12 protein-coding genes and 3 pseudogenes are annotated in these 19,066 nt (G+C 41.7%); 13 read left to right on the forward strand and 2 right to left on the reverse strand.

What is annotated here, in order from left to right; genetic code table 11:
* Nucleotides 1-8: 8 nt before the first annotated feature.
* Together AMBT_RS05295 and AMBT_RS05300 are read right to left on the reverse strand one after the other, a co-directional pair.
* Entirely contained in the window at nucleotides 9-710 is a 702-nt protein-coding gene (locus AMBT_RS05295) for a hypothetical protein (RefSeq protein ID WP_013783557.1), read from the reverse strand.
* Nucleotides 707-2,554, reverse strand: a complete 1,848-nt coding sequence (locus AMBT_RS05300) for a type IV secretory system conjugative DNA transfer family protein (protein ID WP_013783558.1) — start codon at nucleotides 2,552-2,554, stop codon at nucleotides 707-709. Before AMBT_RS05300 ends, AMBT_RS05295 begins: the two co-directional genes overlap by 4 nt.
* 829 nt (nucleotides 2,555-3,383) lie before the next feature.
* Here AMBT_RS05300 and hsdR point away from each other — a divergent pair.
* The 13 genes and pseudogenes from hsdR (at nucleotide 3,384) to AMBT_RS05355 (ending at nucleotide 19,018) form a co-directional block, all read left to right on the forward strand.
* Nucleotides 3,384-6,905, forward strand: a pseudogene (gene hsdR, locus AMBT_RS05305) (type I restriction-modification system endonuclease).
* A 116-nt stretch (nucleotides 6,906-7,021) separates the two neighbouring features.
* On the forward strand, nucleotides 7,022-8,101 hold the full coding sequence (locus tag AMBT_RS05310; protein ID WP_013783559.1) for a Fic family protein: 1,080 nt from the start codon (nucleotides 7,022-7,024) through the stop codon (nucleotides 8,099-8,101).
* A 28-nt stretch (nucleotides 8,102-8,129) separates the two neighbouring features.
* Nucleotides 8,130-9,739, forward strand: a pseudogene (locus AMBT_RS05315) (class I SAM-dependent DNA methyltransferase).
* On the forward strand, nucleotides 9,739-11,277 hold the full coding sequence (locus AMBT_RS05320; RefSeq protein WP_013783560.1) for a restriction endonuclease subunit S: 1,539 nt from the start codon (nucleotides 9,739-9,741) through the stop codon (nucleotides 11,275-11,277). The pseudogene AMBT_RS05315 and the gene AMBT_RS05320 overlap by 1 nt, the downstream one beginning before the upstream one ends.
* On the forward strand, nucleotides 11,277-11,888 hold the full coding sequence (locus AMBT_RS05325; RefSeq protein ID WP_013783561.1) for an ATP-binding protein: 612 nt from the start codon (nucleotides 11,277-11,279) through the stop codon (nucleotides 11,886-11,888). The genes AMBT_RS05320 and AMBT_RS05325 overlap by 1 nt, the downstream gene beginning before the upstream one ends.
* Nucleotides 11,889-12,053: 165 nt before the next feature.
* Nucleotides 12,054-13,599 (forward strand): annotated as a pseudogene (gene istA, locus AMBT_RS05330) (IS21 family transposase).
* 28 nt (nucleotides 13,600-13,627) lie between these two features.
* On the forward strand, nucleotides 13,628-14,392 hold the full coding sequence (gene istB / locus AMBT_RS05335) for an IS21-like element ISShfr5 family helper ATPase IstB (RefSeq protein WP_013782552.1): 765 nt from the start codon (nucleotides 13,628-13,630) through the stop codon (nucleotides 14,390-14,392).
* Between the two features lie 40 nt (nucleotides 14,393-14,432).
* Nucleotides 14,433-15,344: an AAA family ATPase gene (locus tag AMBT_RS21855; protein WP_049791751.1), complete on the forward strand. Its 912-nt coding sequence runs from the start codon at nucleotides 14,433-14,435 to the stop codon at nucleotides 15,342-15,344.
* Nucleotides 15,345-15,466: 122 nt separating this feature from the next.
* On the forward strand, nucleotides 15,467-15,676 hold the full coding sequence (locus AMBT_RS21860; RefSeq protein WP_013783565.1) for a hypothetical protein: 210 nt from the start codon (nucleotides 15,467-15,469) through the stop codon (nucleotides 15,674-15,676).
* Nucleotides 15,676-16,035, forward strand: coding sequence for a hypothetical protein (locus AMBT_RS22835; RefSeq protein ID WP_013783566.1), 360 nt, complete (start codon nucleotides 15,676-15,678; stop codon nucleotides 16,033-16,035). The genes AMBT_RS21860 and AMBT_RS22835 overlap by 1 nt, the downstream gene beginning before the upstream one ends.
* A gap of 141 nt (nucleotides 16,036-16,176) precedes the next feature.
* Nucleotides 16,177-16,800, forward strand: a complete 624-nt coding sequence (locus tag AMBT_RS22840; protein WP_013783567.1) for a hypothetical protein — start codon at nucleotides 16,177-16,179, stop codon at nucleotides 16,798-16,800.
* Between the two features lie 51 nt (nucleotides 16,801-16,851).
* Nucleotides 16,852-17,838, forward strand: a complete 987-nt coding sequence (locus AMBT_RS05350; RefSeq protein ID WP_417874135.1) for a hypothetical protein — start codon at nucleotides 16,852-16,854, stop codon at nucleotides 17,836-17,838.
* A 139-nt stretch (nucleotides 17,839-17,977) separates the two neighbouring features.
* Nucleotides 17,978-19,018: a pentapeptide repeat-containing protein gene (locus AMBT_RS05355; RefSeq protein ID WP_013783569.1), complete on the forward strand. Its 1,041-nt coding sequence runs from the start codon at nucleotides 17,978-17,980 to the stop codon at nucleotides 19,016-19,018.
* Nucleotides 19,019-19,066: the final 48 nt, after the last annotated feature.

Below are 19,066 nucleotides of genomic sequence, written 5' to 3' on the forward strand. Positions count from 1 at the left end.
GCCCGTCCTTAATAAATTGATTTGAAATAGCCATAATCGGCAAAGATAAAGTGTATTAGGTGCTCGTTTCGCAGAGAGATGCGTCTTCCTTCCAAAGTCAAATATGAAAGCGTCGATGCCTTTCGCGCTAACCTTTTAGCTATTTCACTAGATGGGCAAAGGTACAGAATCTTCTCCCAATGACCTTTTTTACGCATAGACAAATGTGAGGCAAATATTGTTCGCAATCGTTTGCTGCTCTTTATTTCACGCTCAACTTCAATGCAGTAGGTGATATTTGCAGGGGAGGAGGCAATTGCATCTGGGTATTTTGTAGCTTGGAGTCTTGTCCCCAAATGTTTTGCATTCCGCCAATCCTTCCAGTTGTTTTGGATTGCACTAATTCGCAGCTTTTGCAGATCATTCTCATGAGCAAACATAGCTGGCGAAATCTTACTTGAGTTGAACACACGGCGATTTGTTGGGCATTCATCGAGTTCCCAAGCATAAGCGTGCCCCAGTTCTGTTATGCCTACTAACTTTTGCGGGCGACCAAAACTTGCAGCAATATTGCTCGAAGCGATGAGGCCTTTGGCTTCTGCTCGTTTCAAATACTGATGCGTAGCCTGAATTGATTTTTGTTTAAGAGCGAGTTGAACATTAACGACCGTAGCCCAAGTATCTTCTCTAAGAAACATCAATAATGCTTTATCAAGAGGTGACAATGTCATAGCAGAGCATCCTCCAAACTTTCATTATTTAAACAATCGGTAGTGTTAATGGGAGACGCTTTATAGGTCTCTAGGTATGTGCTTTCACAATGTAAGATTGGTACAAAAATATAAGTTGGTCTCTCAAATATGCCGATAGCGATGGCGCATGACTGCGGTAGATTTTGAACAATATTTGGGTGAACGTACGGAACTTCTTGCCGACTTATTCTGCGTTCTAAAAAGTTGGTTTGCGACGCAATTTCATTTACCGCCGTGTGGCGAACCTCTTCATTTTTCATAACGGTACCGCAAAGGTTGCTAACCCTGAGAGCAGTTTCGTAGTTATTCGAACGAAATATAATTTTGAATGGGAGGTTATCCAACATTGATTCACGCACAGCATCTGGTGGCATTCTGAGCTGAACCGATTCGAAATCCGCCAGGCTTTGCTGGGTAACATGAAAACAACCGCCGAAGCTACGGATGTTCCCCATATAATTGATGACAGAAGTAGTTATGGTATATTTAACTTCGTCTAGCGCAATACACACCTTACGAGAACAGTCTGCTCGGCTAGTTGTTAATTGCGCTACTCTATGTAGCAACAGTTTCATTACTAACAAAATACTTTCGTCTTCCGTATTTCCCTCTATTACAACGCACCCACCTTTTTGAATAACTTCTGTTATGCATTTACCGTCAAGGGTTGCAACGCAGGGCAGAGCAGCAATTTCTTTTAGTTTTATGAATAGGCCGAGAGCGTCTTTCGATATCGTATCTCGTAGTGTATTCGCGAAATGAAGAAGGCCAGGAAGTGATGGGTTATCATCACTATCAGCATAGGCAGACAATGTTTGCGCCAGTTCTCGCTCGACATCTTTGTAATATCCTAGTCCTTCGGAGCTTGATTGAAGTTCGAATGTCATTTTCAGTAAAACAAACAATTCTCTGGCAGTAATATTGAATAATGGGTTAACTACAGGATGTGAAGCACACAGATTTAAATAAAAGAATGGTTTTTCCGAAGTCTTGGCCGAAAATCTAAGTACATTTTTTAATGGCTTATCTTCTTTGGGGCAAAATACAAAGCACGCGCATTTTTTTTGTATAAACTGAAGATAAAACAACCCCAAAAATTGCCCCTTTCCCGTGCCAGTCAGGCCTAAAGTCTGATAGTTTGGATGAGTCGCAACCTTAAAATCTATCAAAATAGGTTTATCAGCAGATGATAGGCCCACACAAATCAGTGACTTCCCCTTTGTTGACTTCAGTACCCTTGCAATAAAGTTTTTACTCTTAGGCCGCTTGGGTAGAAGTTTTACAACATTGTCGAAATCTGGAAAATCGTAATATTCGTTTACGGTTTTAGACACACTTTCTATGAGAGACGAGAACCAAGGCTCTATATAACGCTTAATGCAGAAATAGATAACAAAGGCACCAATGGAACCGATCAACATCCCCAGCGAAGCGTTATTCAGTATTGCTATGCAAAACTCTTTGTAAATGTTCCATGGTTTACCAGTATTGATATAGCTTGAAAGTAAATATTTACTAAACAAGAGGACAATTCCAACACTAGCTAAAAGTGTAGTAAACGATAGTGCTGAAAAGACAAAACGGAGTGCTCTGGTTATGAGGGTCTGGTCTGCCCTTAAAAAAGATTTACCTGCAACAATTAATGAAATCGCAAACAAATAGCCGGACACGAGAAGCGTCACAGTTAACTTGTCAGATGTCGCAATAGATAAGCATTGCCACAATGCATCTCGGGTTAAAGAGTTAATTTCACTGACTTGGAACAGAAGTAATTTGTTTGTCCCGATTGATAGTGGTTTCTGTTGAAATAACGCTTCTAGCATAATTAGAACCTCGATAGTTTTCAAAAATTGCGTACATCACTTAATGTGCTAGTTTTTTTGGCTGATAAGCTTAAAATAGTAATTTTTTCTTGTTTTTATTTTAACTGATTGAAAATTAAGTGTATTTTTATTGTGATGTAACGTTCATTAGCCGCGCATTCAGCGCTCTAGATGAGATCTACATTCTTTTGTGCAGGAGAAGCGCTCCCAAGCGCTGATAGAGAGATTGTCACCCCAGTGACAGACGAAAGGTCTGCAGGCCGCCGTCGGAGGGAGTGAAACGAGCGGCAGACCAACTGTGTTTTAAATGATGCAATCAGCCGAAGGCCGGTCGAAATTCCCGTCAGTTTCGGAGCGTAGCGACTCGACCGTTTCAAACGCAGTTGGTCGGGCGGCACGACCGGCGGCGGCATCGGGTGAATTTTGTTGAAACGGAATGTCCAGTGAAGTGCAGACAAAAGAGGGTGGGGGTCATAGGCCTCGCGTGTAATTTACCCTCCATCATTGCATGAATCGTTCAGAGAAAAGCGATGATTCTCCATGTATTCATGTTTAATAAATATATTTAAAAAGTAGGTTGATGTGCGTAACGTTCTAATTAAATGGCTTCAACCGCACGAATTCATATTTATTTTTAAGTGGTTAAACCAAGGATTTAAAAAAGCAATTCAACGCACCGGTTCTGTAGTTTTATGGTTTTATACTCACTACTAAAGTATAGTGAAATTAAGTATTTGTGGTAGTCTCTGCTTTGCAATACACACAGAATAAAAAAGTATTACTGAGTTCTGATTGAACCAGCGTCAAGGTGAAATGGAGTTTCTTAAACATGGCATCCTCTATCCAGCAAAGTAACTTTGGGTTTCTACAAGAGCATGATTCACTTTTAGTGGAAATTGCCTCCTCTGCTGAAAAAGCCTTCTCGAGCGATCCTAACACAACGTTAATGAAGCTTAGGCAACTGGGTGAGGCGCTGGCACAACACATTGCAGCATTGGTTGGAATTGAGTTTGACGATAAGACTTCCCAGGCTGATTTAATCTACAAAATAAACCGTGAGTTACAGCTAGAGCCGGTAGTCAGAGAGTTATTCCATACTCTTAGAATGGAAGGTAACAAAGCAATCCATACGTTTAGAACTCAGCACAAAGAAGCCATGAATGGTTTAGTGGTTGCACGTAAACTAGCCATATGGTTTCACCAGTCTTTCGGAAAATCAGGGGTTCAATTTAAACCTGGCCCTTTTATTCCACCTACAGACCCCAGCGAACAGTTACGTCAGTTACAGTCTGAAATTGCAAAGTTAAAAAGTGATTTAGAACAAGCCAATGTTGACTTGGATTCCAGTAATCAACTTCATGCGCTCGTAGCTAAAGAAAAAGCAGAGTATGAAGTATTGGCAATGGCAATGGACGAGGAATCTCGATCTTTGGCGAAGCAAGCGTCTGAACATGAAGATGCCTTACAAGCACAACGTAAGGATTACGAAACAAAAATAAAGGCACTTCAAGCTCAGCTAGCGGCGGCTGATGAGAAAACGCAAACTGCCCAACGCAGTCAGATAAACAAAAATACACAGGCGGCAACGCAACACATTGTGTTGGATGAAGCGCTAACCCGCATTTTAATCGATCAGCAACTGTTAGAAGCGGGTTGGACAGCCGATAGCGAAGCGCTTACTTATAAAAGTGGGGCTCGACCAGAAAAAGGCAGGAATATCGCTATTGCTGAATGGCCTACTGAACATAATGGCGAAAAAGGTAGAGCAGACTATGTACTGTTTTACGGTTTAACGCCCATGGCCGTGGTTGAGGCGAAGAAAGAAAACACCAACGTTGCAGGAAAAATTTCGCAAGCGGAACGATATAGCAAGGGTTTTAGTGTTTCACCCCCTATGCTGGGCGCATGGGATTTAGCAGGTTTAACAATTGCCTGGCCTGATGAACAAGAAAGCCATTATAAAATCCCGTTTGTTTATTCTTGCAATGGTCGCCCTTACGTTCCTCAGCTGGCTGAACAGTCTGGAACCTGGTTTCGTGATGTGCGGGAACCTGCCAATATTAAACGTGCACTCCCTAAGTTTCATACGCCAGAAGGCTTAATCGACAAACTCAAACGCAGTAAAGAAGAGGCTGAGAAAAAACTAAAAACTGAGCCATTCGGCTATTTAAAAGTTCGCGATTATCAGCAAAAAGCCATTATTGCGGTGGAAAATACGCTAGCGAAAGAAGTACGCACGGCGCTGTTAGCTATGGCTACCGGTACGGGTAAGACGCGCACCATCATTGGTTTGATGTACCGGTTTCTAAAGGCTGAGAGATTTAAGCGTATTCTATTTTTGGTAGATCGCACCGCACTTGGTCAGCAAGCCATTGATGCTTTTAATGAAGCACCACTAGAACAAAACCATACCTTATCTAAAATCTATAATGTTGCAGAGCTGGGAGATATGGCTGCTGAGGCTGAAACGCGTGTGCAGGTAGCAACTGTACAGGCCATGGTAAAGCGCATATTTATGAGCGATAACCCGCCACCGTTAGACCAGTTTGATTGTATTATTATTGATGAAGCCCACAGAGGGTATACGCTCGACCAGGAAATGACCGAAGGCGAAATCGCTACGCGGGATGCGAGTCAGTATCTTTCCAGTTACCGCCGGGTGCTCGACTATTTTGATGCCGTCAAAATTGGCTTAACGGCAACGCCAGCAAAACACACCAGCGAAATTTTCGGCACACCTGTTTATACCTATTCATACAGGGAAGCGGTAGCGGATGACTGGCTAATAGATCACGAACCACCTATTCGATACGAAACATTACTCACGCAAAACGGGATTAAATTTGCCAAAGGTGCCGAAGTTAGTGCCATTAACACCCAAACTGGTGAAGTACAAAGTGCAGAGCTAGACGATGAACTTAATTTTGAAGTGGAAGCTTTTAATCGCAAAGTAATTAATGAAAACTTCAACAAAGTGATTTGTCAGCAACTGGTTCAAGAACTCGATCCGTTCGGGGATGAAAAAACTCTGATTTTCTGCGCAACCGATTTGCATGCCGATATGGTAAAGCGACTTTTAGACGAAGCGTTTAAAGACCTTTATAACGGTGAATATAACCAAGCGGCAGTGGCTAAAATCACCGGGCAAAGCGACAAAGTAGAACAGCTCATTCGACAGTATAAAAACGAACGCTATCCAAATATTGCTATTACTGTAGACCTACTGACCACCGGTATCGATGTTCCCAAAATTTGTAACCTCGTTTTTATGCGGCGGGTTAAATCACGGATTTTGTATGAGCAAATGATTGGCCGTGCTACCCGCCGCTGTGATGACATTGGTAAAACGGTATTTCGAATTTACGACCCGGTGGATATTTATGCCGCGTTGGCCGATGTTAATACCATGAAGCCATTGGTTAAAGATCCCAATATTACGTTGGAACAATTGGTACACGAAATCACTAATCCGCAACAATTGGAACGCGCGTTGAATGCACCCGGTGATGCGCCTGAGCAAAGCCATGCTGATGTGGTGTTAAGTCAACTCAGTCAAAAAGTGATGCGCGTAATGCGAAAGGCCGATAAAAAAGCCGAGAGCAAACCAGTACTTAAACAAAAACTTGATGAATTATAGGGTTTATGGGGCGTCGAGCCCAAAAGCCTGCATAAACACTTACACGAGCTTGGGCCTAAGCTAGCTGCGGCTTTTATTACAAAACATAGCGGTTTGATAAATCAGTTGGCAGAAGTGAATGAGTTACTCGGCAGTGAACGCCAGCCTATAATTTCTGAACATCATGATGAGATAAGAGAACGCACCCAAAGCTACGGTGTACATCAAAAGCCAGAAGATTATCTGGACAGCTTTAACCAGTTTATAAAAGAGCAGCTTAACCAAAGTGCAGCTCTTGCGGTAGTGGTAAATAAACCTCGAGATCTGACTCGCGACCAACTAAAAGAAATTAAACTATTACTTGATGGTGCAGGATACTCAGAGGCTAAACTACAAAGCGCTGTACGCAACCAAACTAACCATGATATTGCAGCAAGCATAATTGGCCATATTCGCCGCGCAGCATTCGGCGAGCCATTGGTACCCTTTGAAAAACGTGTTGCACAGGCTATGCTGCGAATATTTGAAAGTCATAACTGGTTACCTGCACAGCGCAAATGGCTTGATCGCCTGGCAAAACAACTGGTTCACGAAGTCATTGTTGATAGAGAATTCGTAAACAGCCGATTTGCAGAGCAGGGCGGAGCAAAGCAGCTGGATAAAGTACTGGGTAACCAGCTGGATACAATACTGGATGGACTGAGTGATACAATTTGGCCTTCCCAAAGTGCATAAACTTTATATGTATAAGTAAACAGAAAAACTATACATGTTATAAAGTACATGTATAATTTTTTGCAAAATCTATACATATACAGTTCTAAATGTATAAAAAGGACATAATATTAATCATGACTGCATCTATCCCATTGTTACCACTTGATAATATAGAGCAGTGGGAAACCCGCGCAGTACTCAAAAAAGTGGCTGAAGCTCACCGATATCTGGCCGAATTAAAGGGTGTTGCCGCCAGCATTCCCAATGAAGCAATACTAATCAATACGCTTGCCTTACAGGAAGCAAAAGACAGCTCGGAAGTGGAAAACATTGTAACCACGCATGACGAGCTTTATAAAGCTAACTTATTTGAAGAAGCCATTACTAGCCCTGCAACCAAAGAAGTGCAGGATTACGCAGTAGCATTAAAGCTGGGCTTTCAAGCAGCACGGCAAAGTAAACTCATTCGCTTAAGTGACATCCTTGCCATCCAGCAAAACCTGGAGCACAACAACGCAGGCTTGCGAAAGCTACCCGGTACAGATTTAAAAAATGCTCGTACGGGGGAAGTAGTGTACACCCCGCCACAACATGCAGACGAAATAACGGCGCTAATGGATAACTTGGTGCAATTTATTAATAACGATGAGTTATGCGATGCAGACCCGCTGGTAAAAATGGCCATCATCCATCATCAGTTTGAAAGCATTCACCCATTCTACGATGGCAATGGCCGCACAGGGCGGATCCTGAATATTTTGTACTTGGTGGTTAAAGACTTGCTTAACCTGCCAGTACTGTATTTAAGCCGTTTTATTATTCAGCACAAAGCAGATTACTATAATAATTTGCAGGCCGTGCGTGATACCGGTAACTGGGAACCCTGGATAGCCTTTATGCTTGGTGGCGTTATCGACACAGCGCAAAACACAATTTCACTCATTACCGAAATGAAAAGCCTGATGGCTAATGTGAAACACGGTATTCGTGAACAATTGCCCAAAATCTATAGCCAGGACTTACTCAACAACTTGTTTCATCACCCCTATACCAAAATCGATTTTATCATCGAAGAGCTAGGGGTAACGCGAATAACCGCTACTAAATATTTAGAGCAACTAGTAGAACACGGCTTTTTAACCAAACAAAAAATTGGCCGCGCCAACTACTACATTAATGAGCCGTTGTGCAAAGTACTGATAGCACACAGTTAAGAACCAAATTATTAATTAAGAGACACACATGACAAATAACGATATCGTTCAAAAACTCTGGAACCTCTGCGACGTGCTGCGAGACGACGGCATTAATTATTCAGATTATGTAACCGAGCTGGTACTTCTGCTATTTATTAAAATGGTGCACGAAAACACAGAAGCGGGAGTATTAAAACGCCATCCTTTACCAGGGGGATGTCGTTGGACAGACATCAACGAAAAGTCGGGTATTAATCTGCTAAATGACTACAAACGCATTCTATTAAGCCTTTCAACAGGTAAAGATTCAGACGGCAATATTGTGCACGAAGACCACTTATCAGTGCAATCTACGCCGATGCACAAACTCGACTGCGTGAACCACGCCATCTAGAACAAATGATCAAAACCCTCGACCATATTGATTGGTTTAGCGCCCAAAAAGACGGGCTAGGCGATTTGTATGAGGGGCTTTTAGAAAAGAACGCTTCGGAAACAAAATCCGGGGCAGGTCAGTACTTCACTCCACGTGCGCTAATCAACAGCATGGTGCGCTGCATTAAGCCGCAAGTTGGCGAAGTGATACAAGATCCAGCGGTAGGCACAGCTGGATTCTTAGTTGCCGCCGACCAGTATATGCGTGAGCAAACTGATGATTACTTAGAACTTTCTGCTAAAGAAGCTGATTTCCAGAAAAACAAAGCTTTCGTTGGCGTTGAACTGGTACCTAATACCCGACGCTTAGCGTTAATGAATTGCTTACTGCACGGAATGGAAGGCGACGAAGAGGGCGTAGTGCACTTAGGAAATGCACTAGGCGATGCAGGGAAGGAGTTAAAACAAGCTGATATTATATTGGCAAATCCGCCTTTTGGTACCAGTAAAGGTGGTGAAGCATCCAATACCAGAGACGATCTCACTTACAAAACTACCAACAAACAACTGGCGTTTTTACAGCATATATATCGCAACTTAAAACCTGGTGGCCGGGCGGCAGTCGTACTGCCGGATAACGTACTGTTTGAAGCCGGTGTAGGTACCGATGTTCGCCGCGACCTAATGAATAAGTGCAATCTACACACTATTTTACGCCTGCCAACGGGTATTTTTTATGCTCAAGGCGTAAAAACCAACGTTCTGTTTTTTACTAAAGGTTCTGCAAAGGACAAACACCAGGAAGAAAACTGCACTGAAAATGTGTGGGTATATGACCTGCGCACAAACATGCCCAGTTTTGGTAAACGCAGCCCCTTTGGTAATGCAGATATTGGCTTTACACTCGATGAATTTGGTAAAGACCTGCACCTAGGTGCTTTTGAAAAGGTCTATGGCGAATCTTCAGATGGCATAAATAGCCGAAGTGAAGGTGAATACAGCTTTGGTGCACAAGACATTGAAGTAGACAAGGAAGTCGTTGAGGAAAACCAAGGTATTGATGAACGTCTTGCGCACTCCCGCTGGCGCTGCTTTAGTCGTGGGTGGATTCGCGAAACGAAAGGCGATTCTTTAGATATTTCCAGGTTAAGAGATAAAGACAGTATGGATGCGGCGGATTTGCCTGAGCCAGATGTTTTAGCTCGAGAAGCTAAAGGTGAGCTGGAAGAGGCGCTAAAGGAAATTGATGCGTTATTGGTAGCTTTGGAAGGTGCGAGCTGATGGCTATACCGGCATCTTGGAAACAAACTGAACTTAGTGAAATTCTGCTTTCGATAATTGGGGGCGGAACACCAAGTAAATCCATTCCAAGCTACTACGAAGGTAATATACCTTGGATGAGTGTAAAGGATATGAACAAAAGTATCCTACAAGATACTGTTGACCACATTTCAGAAGAAGCTGTAAAGAACAGCAGCACTAATGTGATTCCTTCAGGAACACCTATTGTTGCGACTAGAATGAGTCTAGGGAAAATTGTTGTCGCAAATTTTGATTCTGCAATCAATCAGGATCTGAAAGCATTGTTTCCTGCTAGTGGTGTCAATCACGAATACCTGATTGGTTGGTACAGGTCGATTTCGCGTAAGGTTGAAGAACTCGGAATGGGTACTACGGTTAAAGGCATTCGTTTAGAAGTTCTTAAATCATTAGAATTCCCACTACCTCCACTAGGAGAACAAAAAGTCATCGCCGACAAGCTCGACACACTGCTGGCACAGGTGGAAGCCACCAAAGCCCGGCTCGAGCGTATTCCCGAAATCCTGAAAACCTTCCGCCAATCTGTCCTCGCTGATGCAGTGAGTGGCAAGTTGACGGAGGAGTGGAGAGCAGTAAATAAATCGGATTTCACGAAAGAAGAGCGACTAGAAGAAATTCGAAAATATAAATATGAAACATGGATAGAAGAACAAGAAGCTAAATATGAAGCGAAAGGAAAGTGGCCAAAAACAGATTCTTGGAAGAAAAAATATAAAGAAGCTGAAATTGATCCTGAGTTTAAATCAAGAGAGTTACCTGAAAGTTGGGTGAACCAACCTTTAGATGGATTAGTTTACATATCAGCACGAATAGGCTGGAAAGGTTTAAAGGCATCTGAATATACCCAATCAGGCCCATTGTTCCTTAGTGTACATTCATTGAACTATGGGCGAGAGGTTAAACTCTCAGAAGCGTTTAATATCTCACCGGAGAGATACGATGAAAGCCCTGAAATAATGTTACAAAATGACGATATTCTTCTTTGCAAAGATGGCGCGGGTATTGGAAAAATAGGAATTGTGAAAAACTTGGCAGAGCCGGCAAGTATTAACTCTTCTCTGCTATTGATTCGTTCAGGTAAATATTTTGTCCCAGAGTTTCTTTATTTCTTTTTAGCTGGACCAACAATGCAAAGGCTTGTTCAGGAAAGAATGACAGGTTCAGCTGTACCTCATTTGTTTCAAAGAGATGTGAAGGAGTTTGTATTAGAAATACCACCGATATCTGAGCAACGTGAGATAGTTCGACGCGTTGAAGAGTTACTTGCGTTTGCCGATGGCATCGAGCAAAAAGCCAATGCAGCACTCCAAAGAGTGAATAACCTCACCCAATCTATTTTAGCCAAAGCATTTCGCGGTGAACTCACCGCCAATTGGCGTGCGGCAAATCCTGAATCAATTTGCGGAGAAAATAGTGCTGAGGCTTTGTTGGAAAAAATTAAAGCAGAACGTGAAGCGTTTAAGCCGGTTAAAAAAAGTAGTGTAAGGAAAAAATCCTGATGCGTTTGCTGTCGCTAACTTTGGAAGGGCAGTACAAAGGATTGAAAGATCAGACCTTTAATTTTGAGGATGCCGATGACAATGTCATCGCATTTATTGGTTTAAATGGCTCTGGCAAATCCCAACTATTGGAGTTAATTGCAGAGTGTTTTGCCTATCTAGAACGTTTGCAGCGAACTGATTTTAAAAACAAAGGGCATTTAGGATTCGACTTTTCACTGGTTTATAGCATGAGCGGTTATGTAAATGCTGCACCTTCTGCTCGTGCGGAAGTATTCGGGGAAAAACTCCAAATTGCTGATGGTTTTACTGATCCCAAATTTTCGGTATCAGTCAATGGCGGTGACGTACAGCCAATCGATGTTGAGCAAGCCGACCAATCAATAAAAATAGGCTTAGAACAATTACCTTTACCGAATGTTGTAGGATATTCCTCCGGTCTTAATGAAAACTTACAACGTCCGTTTTTGAAAAATGCGAACCAGTTGTTTAAGGCTTTGAAAGCTAGGGCGCGTTACCATAAAGAAAAACGGGCATTAGATCTGTCCTATGAAAATATGCATATTCTCATGCATCGCGATCACCTAATACCATCTAAGCCGATCACCTAATACTATCCATCGCGATCACTCAATACCATCGATGCAGATCACTTTTTGGTCAAAATGGTATTGAGTGATCGGCTTGAATGGTATCGTTCAATTTATACTCATTTTTGTCTATCCAGTAGGTGTTTTTAACCGTTATCCTTTTCATTTTTGATGATGAGAATAACCATGCCAACGGCACCTATTTCAATGCGTAAACTTAAAGAGATTTTAAGACTAAAATACGACTGTAAACTCAGTCATCGAAAGATAGCAAACAGCTTATCTATTTCACCTTCAATTGTTTCTAAATATGCCTGTAAATCAGCAGAGTTAGGTATCACTTGCTGGCCACTTGATGAAAAATGGGATGATCATTCTCTGCAACGAGCATTCTTCAAAACAAAGCCCCGACTAAAAGGCTTTAGTATTCCTGACTGGTTGTTAGTTCAGCAGGAGCTGCGACCCAAAACCATGACGCTATTGCTGCTTTGGCAAGAATACAAAGAGCGACACGAGGAAGGATTTTACAGTTACACCCACTTCTGCCGACAGTACAAGGCATGGCTTAAATGTCAAAAAACCGTCCATGCGACAAAACCATAAAGCAGGTGAAAAACTGTTTGTTGATTACTGCGGCCCAACTATGAATATTGTTGATGCTAGTACAGGTGAATACCGTACAGCTCAAGTGTTTGTCGCAGTTATGGGCGCATCTAATTATACGTATGCGGAGGCAACGTATAGCCAAAAGCTAGAAGATTGGGTGATGAGTCATGCTCGTTGTTTTGAGTTTCTTGGTGGTGTGCCAGAGCTGGTAATCCCTGACAACTTAAAAAGTGCGGTAACTAAACCTTGTCGATATGAGCCTGATTTAAATCCAACCTACCAACAATTGGCGACACACTACAATACGGTCATTGTGCCTGCTAGACCTTATAAGCCCAAGGATAAAGCCAAAGCAGAAGTGGGTGTGCAAATTGTCGAACGCTGGATAATGGCACGGCTTCGCAATGAAAGCTTCTTTAGCTTGCGCCAATTAAACCTAAAGATACAAAAACTGCTTGTCGACTTAAACCAGCGGAAAATGAAGAAGCACCCTGGTTCAAGGCTCAGTCAGTTTGAATCCATTGATAAACCTGCTCTCAAACCACTACCCACACAGGCTTACAGTTACACCTTAGTCAAACAAGTAAGCGTGCATATTGATTATCATGTCGAAGTTGAAAAACACTACTACTCAGTACCTCATACCTTGATCAAACAAAAGCTTGAAGCCCATGCCACAGGTCAACTGGTGACACTTTACCATCAGGGTGTTCAAGTAGCCGTTCATCCAAGATCACACCGAGAAGGTGCACACACTACGCTTGATCTACATATGCCAATAGCTCATCAAAAGCAGCAGCAATGGACACCACAACGGTTCGAGCGTTGGGCAGCTAAGTTCGGTGGTTCAACGGAGCAGTTTGTTATGCAATTGATGCAAGCTAAAAAGCATCCAGAACAAAGCTACCGTGCTTGTATGGGGTTATTAAGCCTAGGTAAGAAGTTTACTGACCAACGTCTTGAAGCAGCCTGTCATCGCGCATTAGCCACAGGTGTTACTCGCGTAAAACAAGTAAAAAACATTTTAGAAAAGGGCTTGGATAAGCAACCCTTACCACAAGCTCAAGGTGATTTACTACAAGATATTGATCATAAAAATATCCGCGGCAACAACTATTACCATTAATCAAAACTAACAAACCAAAGGAAATCTTATGCAAAATATCAATCAACAAGTCAATAACCAGTTAAGTAACTTAAAGCTAAGCGGTATACGTGATGCACTATTGCAGCAATATGAGCAACCCAATCTATACGTAGAACAAAGTTTCGAAGAGCGGCTAAGTTTATTGCTTGAGCATGAAATAACACAGCGTGACCAGCGTAAAATTGATCGCTTAACTCGTCAAGCAAAGTTCAGAGTTGGCGGCACACTGGCTCAACTAAACTATGGCGCAGCACGACAACTCGATAAAACTCAGATCCGTTCATTAGCACAAGGTGAATGGCTTCGCCTTCATCAAAACATCTTGATCACGGGCGCAACGGGGTGTGGCAAAACTTACCTCGCTTGCGCGCTTGGTCAAAACCACTGCCAACAAGGGAGTAGCGTTTATTATTTTAGGCTTAAAGAGCTATTAGAAAAGATGTTCTTAGCGCAAGCCGATGGTAGTTATCGAAAACTGATCAACAAGCTTAGCTCTGCCAATTTACTGATCCTAGATGATTGGGGATTAGAGCCATTAACAGCTCAACAACGCAGTGATTTACTGGAATTAATTGATGCGAGATATGACACAAAATCGACCTTAATTGCCAGCCAATTACCGATAGAAAATTGGTATGAAATGATCGGAGAATCGACACATGCTGATGCGATCCTAGATCGGCTTGTTCACGGAGCAATAAAGTTGGAATTAAAAGGCGAATCGATGCGAAAAAAACTAAATTCCTTGACTGATGGCGATCACTCAAGTTAGATTTTACTAAGGTCTACTGGCAGACAAAAAAGTGATCGGCTTGAATAGTATTGACCGATCGGCTTCATGGTATTACGCAGAAAATAATCGAAATGATTCGGAATCAGCTTTTAATCAGTTTAGAAAGAACAAAATAGATCTTCTAAAAAGGTATCAACGAAATCACCCATATTTGTTTAATTTTGAGGTAGCTGACTACGTTGAGGATGAAATTGAATTACCGGAAACGGTTACTCAGACCTCTAACCTGGTATATCTAGACTACGATAGTGCGCAGCTTGTCGTTTCTTTTATTGATTTTGAGTACGAGTCTTTTTTCGTCCAAGATTTAGCGAAAAAAAATAGTCAATATAGGCTGCTTTATTCAACTCCAACTTTGTTAATACTCGAATTTGATTTTACTCAGCCTTATGTATCTGACGAAGTTGTAGAAAGTGTAAGCTCCTTCATTCAATTAGCGGGGGAGGAAAATGTAGAGTATCAGGGCAGAAAAACAACCTCAGAAGAATTTGAGTACTACGAATTAGATGCTTTGAAGGGGACTATTAGCTTAGATCTCAGCCAGCTAGCTGACGATAGCAGGCTATCAACCCATGGCGTACTTAACCCATTTAGACTTTTCGAGCGCTTATATAAGACTCAGCAGTTGGGCCTAAAAAATATTAGCGCGCATGACCGATATCAACTGGATAGAAATTATTTTTTTGGGACAGTTAAAAAGCCCCTTAAAGTAAAGTTAGCATTAGCAGCTAAGCGTTTAATGCTAGAAGGAGATAATTTAACTTCAGTTGCTTTTGAAGAGTTATCAGATGGTGAGTCGCAGTTACTGCAGATATTAGCGATATTAAAATTATATTCGCAGGAAAATACTCTATTTTTACTCGACGAACCAGAGACGCATTTAATCCAGCCTGGCGAACTTCTTTTCATAAGTACGTTTCTGATGCGTTAAATGCCGGTAACAAAGGAACAAAATCACAGGTTTTTCTCTCGACACATTCTCCATTTATGGTCTCTTCTCTCAAGTGCCAAAATGTTTATCAATTCCGGCGAGATGACAACGGATTTATACGGATGAACATGGTGCAAAACGAGACTTACGGGGCATCATTTGATGTGCTAATAAAAGAGCTATTTGGATTACGTTCGTTGATTTCACAAAGTGTAATCTACGAAATACGTGTACAATTAGAAAAAGGAGATGAACACGCCAAAAAATGGATTAAGAAAAATCTTGGTTTATCTGCGGAGAAAGCCTATTTAATAAGGAAGTTAAGCCAGTAATGCTGTTTAAGTTGTCACCAGATTCGCCTAGGTTTAAGGTGTTTGATTTGCTTAATGCAGAGCTACTCTTTTTTCTAGAACATGCAGCAAGTGCTGACGAGTTTGATCGCACGCTTTTTACAGAAGGTGCGGTTGGGGATGCATGTTGGGAAAATGCTCGAGAAAACTACCCTAGAGCACAAAGCGCGCTTACAAGGGACAAGTTTGAATTTCTCTTTGATTCGATAAACGCAGCAGGGGAGGACATCAAAACTCGATTGTATGATGCTGTGTATAGTAACCAGAGCTTTAGTGTTTTCTTCGATAATCCAGTCAGAGACATATTGGACTTTTTACCACCAGAATGTTTCGCAAAGTAAAAAGCAATATCAACTCACCTCTACTGCGCTACAAAGGATTTAATTCCTATCATAAGAGCTGCTGGTGGAACTGATATTACGGCGCATTTCAATGCGTTCAGAGCACAAGCAGTTAACGGAAATATTTGTAAAGCGTGTGGAATGAAAGAGCTGGCAGCATTCAGAGCGGGTATAGTGGATGGTGAACAGTGGAGAGCTGACTACGACCATCAGTTATGTAAGTCAAAATATCCCATATTTGCGGTACACCCAGATAATCTAATTCCCTTATGTGATGTTTGTAATCAAGATGCGAAAAAAGCGAAAGATCTTTTTAAGTATAAAAAACGAAGAGAGCGATTGGCATTTTATCCCTATGCAGAAGAAGCTCAGTCTTCACTGAAGATTGAAATTAGCGAAGCTCGCGACCCGGAACCGAAAATTAAAGTTGTGTGGGATGAACAGGATGCTAACGTTCTAGATAAATTAAATACATGGGACGAAATATATGAAATCCGCAGTCGAGTAGAAGGGAAGTTTAGAGCATTTGAGCAAGTGATAATAAATAAATGCAACACTAGAGACTCGGAAGAACTGACATTACAAATAAGAATCTTTTCAAGAGAACCTGAAATCGACACTCTAAAAACGGAAGAATGGTCTTTTTGGTACTTTAAACTTTTTTCTGCTATTAAGCCTTCTGATATTGAACCTTTTGTCGCTAAATCTGATTTTGTTCAACAGCAAGGTGAAGATGGCGGCGATTTTATTTTAAATGGTAATTGATAGGGTTCTTTATAATTTTTTAGTTTAAACAGGGATGTAAAAAACTTGAGAGTGTTTATAGCCAATTTTGGCGAAGAAAATTGCGAATGGACAGTCTGTAAAGCAAAAGGCACTGTCGCAACGATGAACGATGTCGAGGCACAGCCTCTCTGGGAACAAGGTAAACGGGAAGAATACATCATTTCTCGAATGAAGAATGATAAATCAGCCAGAGGACTGCCACCGACCAGATCAACCGCATCCCGTTGGTACAACCTCATGACGATCATCTCCGAGACAGCTGATGATCTCTGGATTCATAGAGATGGCGAGAAGCTATACTGGACTGTTTCAAAAAATGCCCCTCATTTTTTTGAAAACAAGAAAGAGCCTGTTGACCGAAAAAGAGAAGTTGTTGTCTGTCATAAACCATGTGAGCCATGGTCAGACCGCAGCAAATCAGGGCAACAGCTTCTATGGCACGGTCTTCATCCAAAAGCAAAAGATTTCTTATCAACCGAAGCCACACTCCAGCAACTAAAACCTGAAAATGCTGAATATGCTATCGCTTTAATAAATGGCGAAGATCTATCGCCTTGGCATGAGCAGGAACTGTGGAAAAAGAAAAATGCCAATGCTTCAAAAGAATATAATCCTGTAACCTATGCGAACAGCGCCAGAAAAGCAGCTATGCGAATGTCTAGAATGGCGTTTACGACAGCGAAGCAATCTAATGGCCAAACAGTAGAAAGGGCGGTTAAAAATAAGGATGTGAAGTTTCGCAATGAAATGGAGCTGGAAGACTACATAACCGCGTTGATTGAAGCTCAGGAGGGGATGTGTGCATTATCAGAGTTGCCTCTTGAAATGGACGAAGTCAATGGCGACAAAGAGCTTGTTTGTTCCTTGGACAGAATCGATAGCAACGGTCACTACGAGAGAGATAATCTTCAAGTAGTTTGCCGATTTATCAACCGCTGGAAAAGTGATTCGGATAATGATGAGTTTAGGAGATTGCTGAAAATTTTGGGAACCAACTGCATGAATCAAAATAACTAATGTAGCTTTCCTTTTCGCAGCGTCGAATTGATAACACCAGATAAAAAATGCGGGTAAAAGTTACTGGGGGAATATGGTTTGCTTAGAGTCAAACACCAAAAATGTTCCCAGCTGCCAAAATACATGGAGGTAATAAAGAATGGTCAAAAAGTGCAGTTACAACCATGGAAATGGCGAAACCTGTAAGCATCCAGCAGAAGAAAAAGCGCTTAATGAGGCAGAGCTGTGCCTATTCCATCAAACTATAAGGCAGGGCGATGCTCAAAAGCGTTTTTGGTGGAGATTGAAACGACTGGATATAAAGGGAGATGGTGATTGGAGAGGCTTTAACTTCCCAATAACTAAAGAGCTGGAAAATGTGGTGTGTAAAACATCATTGAGATTACAAAATTCGAGCCTTTATGGAGTCAAAATAAAACAGGGCGTGTTTGAAGGCAATGTAGATATGACTGGTTGTGAAATTAGCAGTTTGGAACTACAAACCTGCAAATTCAAAGGCTCAGTTGATCTTAGCGGACTAGAGTTTAGCTTTTTTAAAGCTGCGTCTATTGAAGTAGAAGAAAGTTTTATCGCAAAAGAAGTAAAGTTTGATGGTGAGTTCTTTATTTCGGGAGCTTTAAAACAGTCAGCTAACTTCAACCGTTGCCACTTCTCTAGTAAGGCAACATTTATACAAACTAAAACCGTTTCATTATCTGTAAGCTCGGCATTTAGTTTTACTGTAGCCGGCCCATCTTTAGTAATAACCCAGAAACCTGGACCTGAAGCTGATACTTGGACAAAGATTAAATATCAGTATAGAAATTATAGGTCATTTCTCAAAAGCCGAATTCGCCACTATATTCGAATCTTCGTGGGATTTGTGAAAAAGCATCTACGTAAAATAAGAGCAATTATTCTCAGAGCATTCAACCGTTATCGCGTTAGATTTCCACACAGGCGAGAACATGTAGTTCTGTATGTTCTTTTCAATAGTAGAGCCATGCTTGAAGAAATAAGCTTTGCGGACCCCAAAGGAGTTACTTTCAACGGAGTAAGACTTTCTGAAGCGAGTTTTCGAAATACTGACCTTCGCGGCGTTAATTTTATAGGGAATGATTGGCGGCAGAAAAAGGTTAGGCGCAATGGTGCATGTTCCGGCCCATTCCGATCACCCATTTCGGTTCAATCCGATCAGTGATTTCGGTCTAATCCGATCGCTTATTTCGGAGTTACCCGATCAAAAATG

Source organism: Alteromonas naphthalenivorans (assembly GCF_000213655.1).
Lineage (GTDB): Bacteria > Pseudomonadota > Gammaproteobacteria > Enterobacterales > Alteromonadaceae > Alteromonas > Alteromonas naphthalenivorans.

What these genes read in the sequence shown, in the direction of transcription:
- AMBT_RS05295 (WP_013783557.1), bottom strand. Translation starts at nt 710, where the DNA reads ATGACATTGTCACCTCTTGATAAAGCATTATTGATGTTTCTTAGAGAA.
- AMBT_RS05300 (WP_013783558.1), bottom strand. Translation starts at nt 2,554, where the DNA reads ATGCTAGAAGCGTTATTTCAACAGAAACCACTATCAATCGGGACAAAC.
- AMBT_RS05310 (WP_013783559.1), top strand. Translation starts at nt 7,022, where the DNA reads ATGACTGCATCTATCCCATTGTTACCACTTGATAATATAGAGCAGTGG.
- AMBT_RS05320 (WP_013783560.1), top strand. Translation starts at nt 9,739, where the DNA reads ATGGCTATACCGGCATCTTGGAAACAAACTGAACTTAGTGAAATTCTG.
- AMBT_RS05325 (WP_013783561.1), top strand. Translation starts at nt 11,277, where the DNA reads ATGCGTTTGCTGTCGCTAACTTTGGAAGGGCAGTACAAAGGATTGAAA.
- istB (WP_013782552.1), top strand. Translation starts at nt 13,628, where the DNA reads ATGCAAAATATCAATCAACAAGTCAATAACCAGTTAAGTAACTTAAAG.
- AMBT_RS21860 (WP_013783565.1), top strand. Translation starts at nt 15,467, where the DNA reads ATGAACATGGTGCAAAACGAGACTTACGGGGCATCATTTGATGTGCTA.
- AMBT_RS22835 (WP_013783566.1), top strand. Translation starts at nt 15,676, where the DNA reads ATGCTGTTTAAGTTGTCACCAGATTCGCCTAGGTTTAAGGTGTTTGAT.
- AMBT_RS22840 (WP_013783567.1), top strand. Translation starts at nt 16,177, where the DNA reads ATGAAAGAGCTGGCAGCATTCAGAGCGGGTATAGTGGATGGTGAACAG.
- AMBT_RS05355 (WP_013783569.1), top strand. Translation starts at nt 17,978, where the DNA reads ATGGTCAAAAAGTGCAGTTACAACCATGGAAATGGCGAAACCTGTAAG.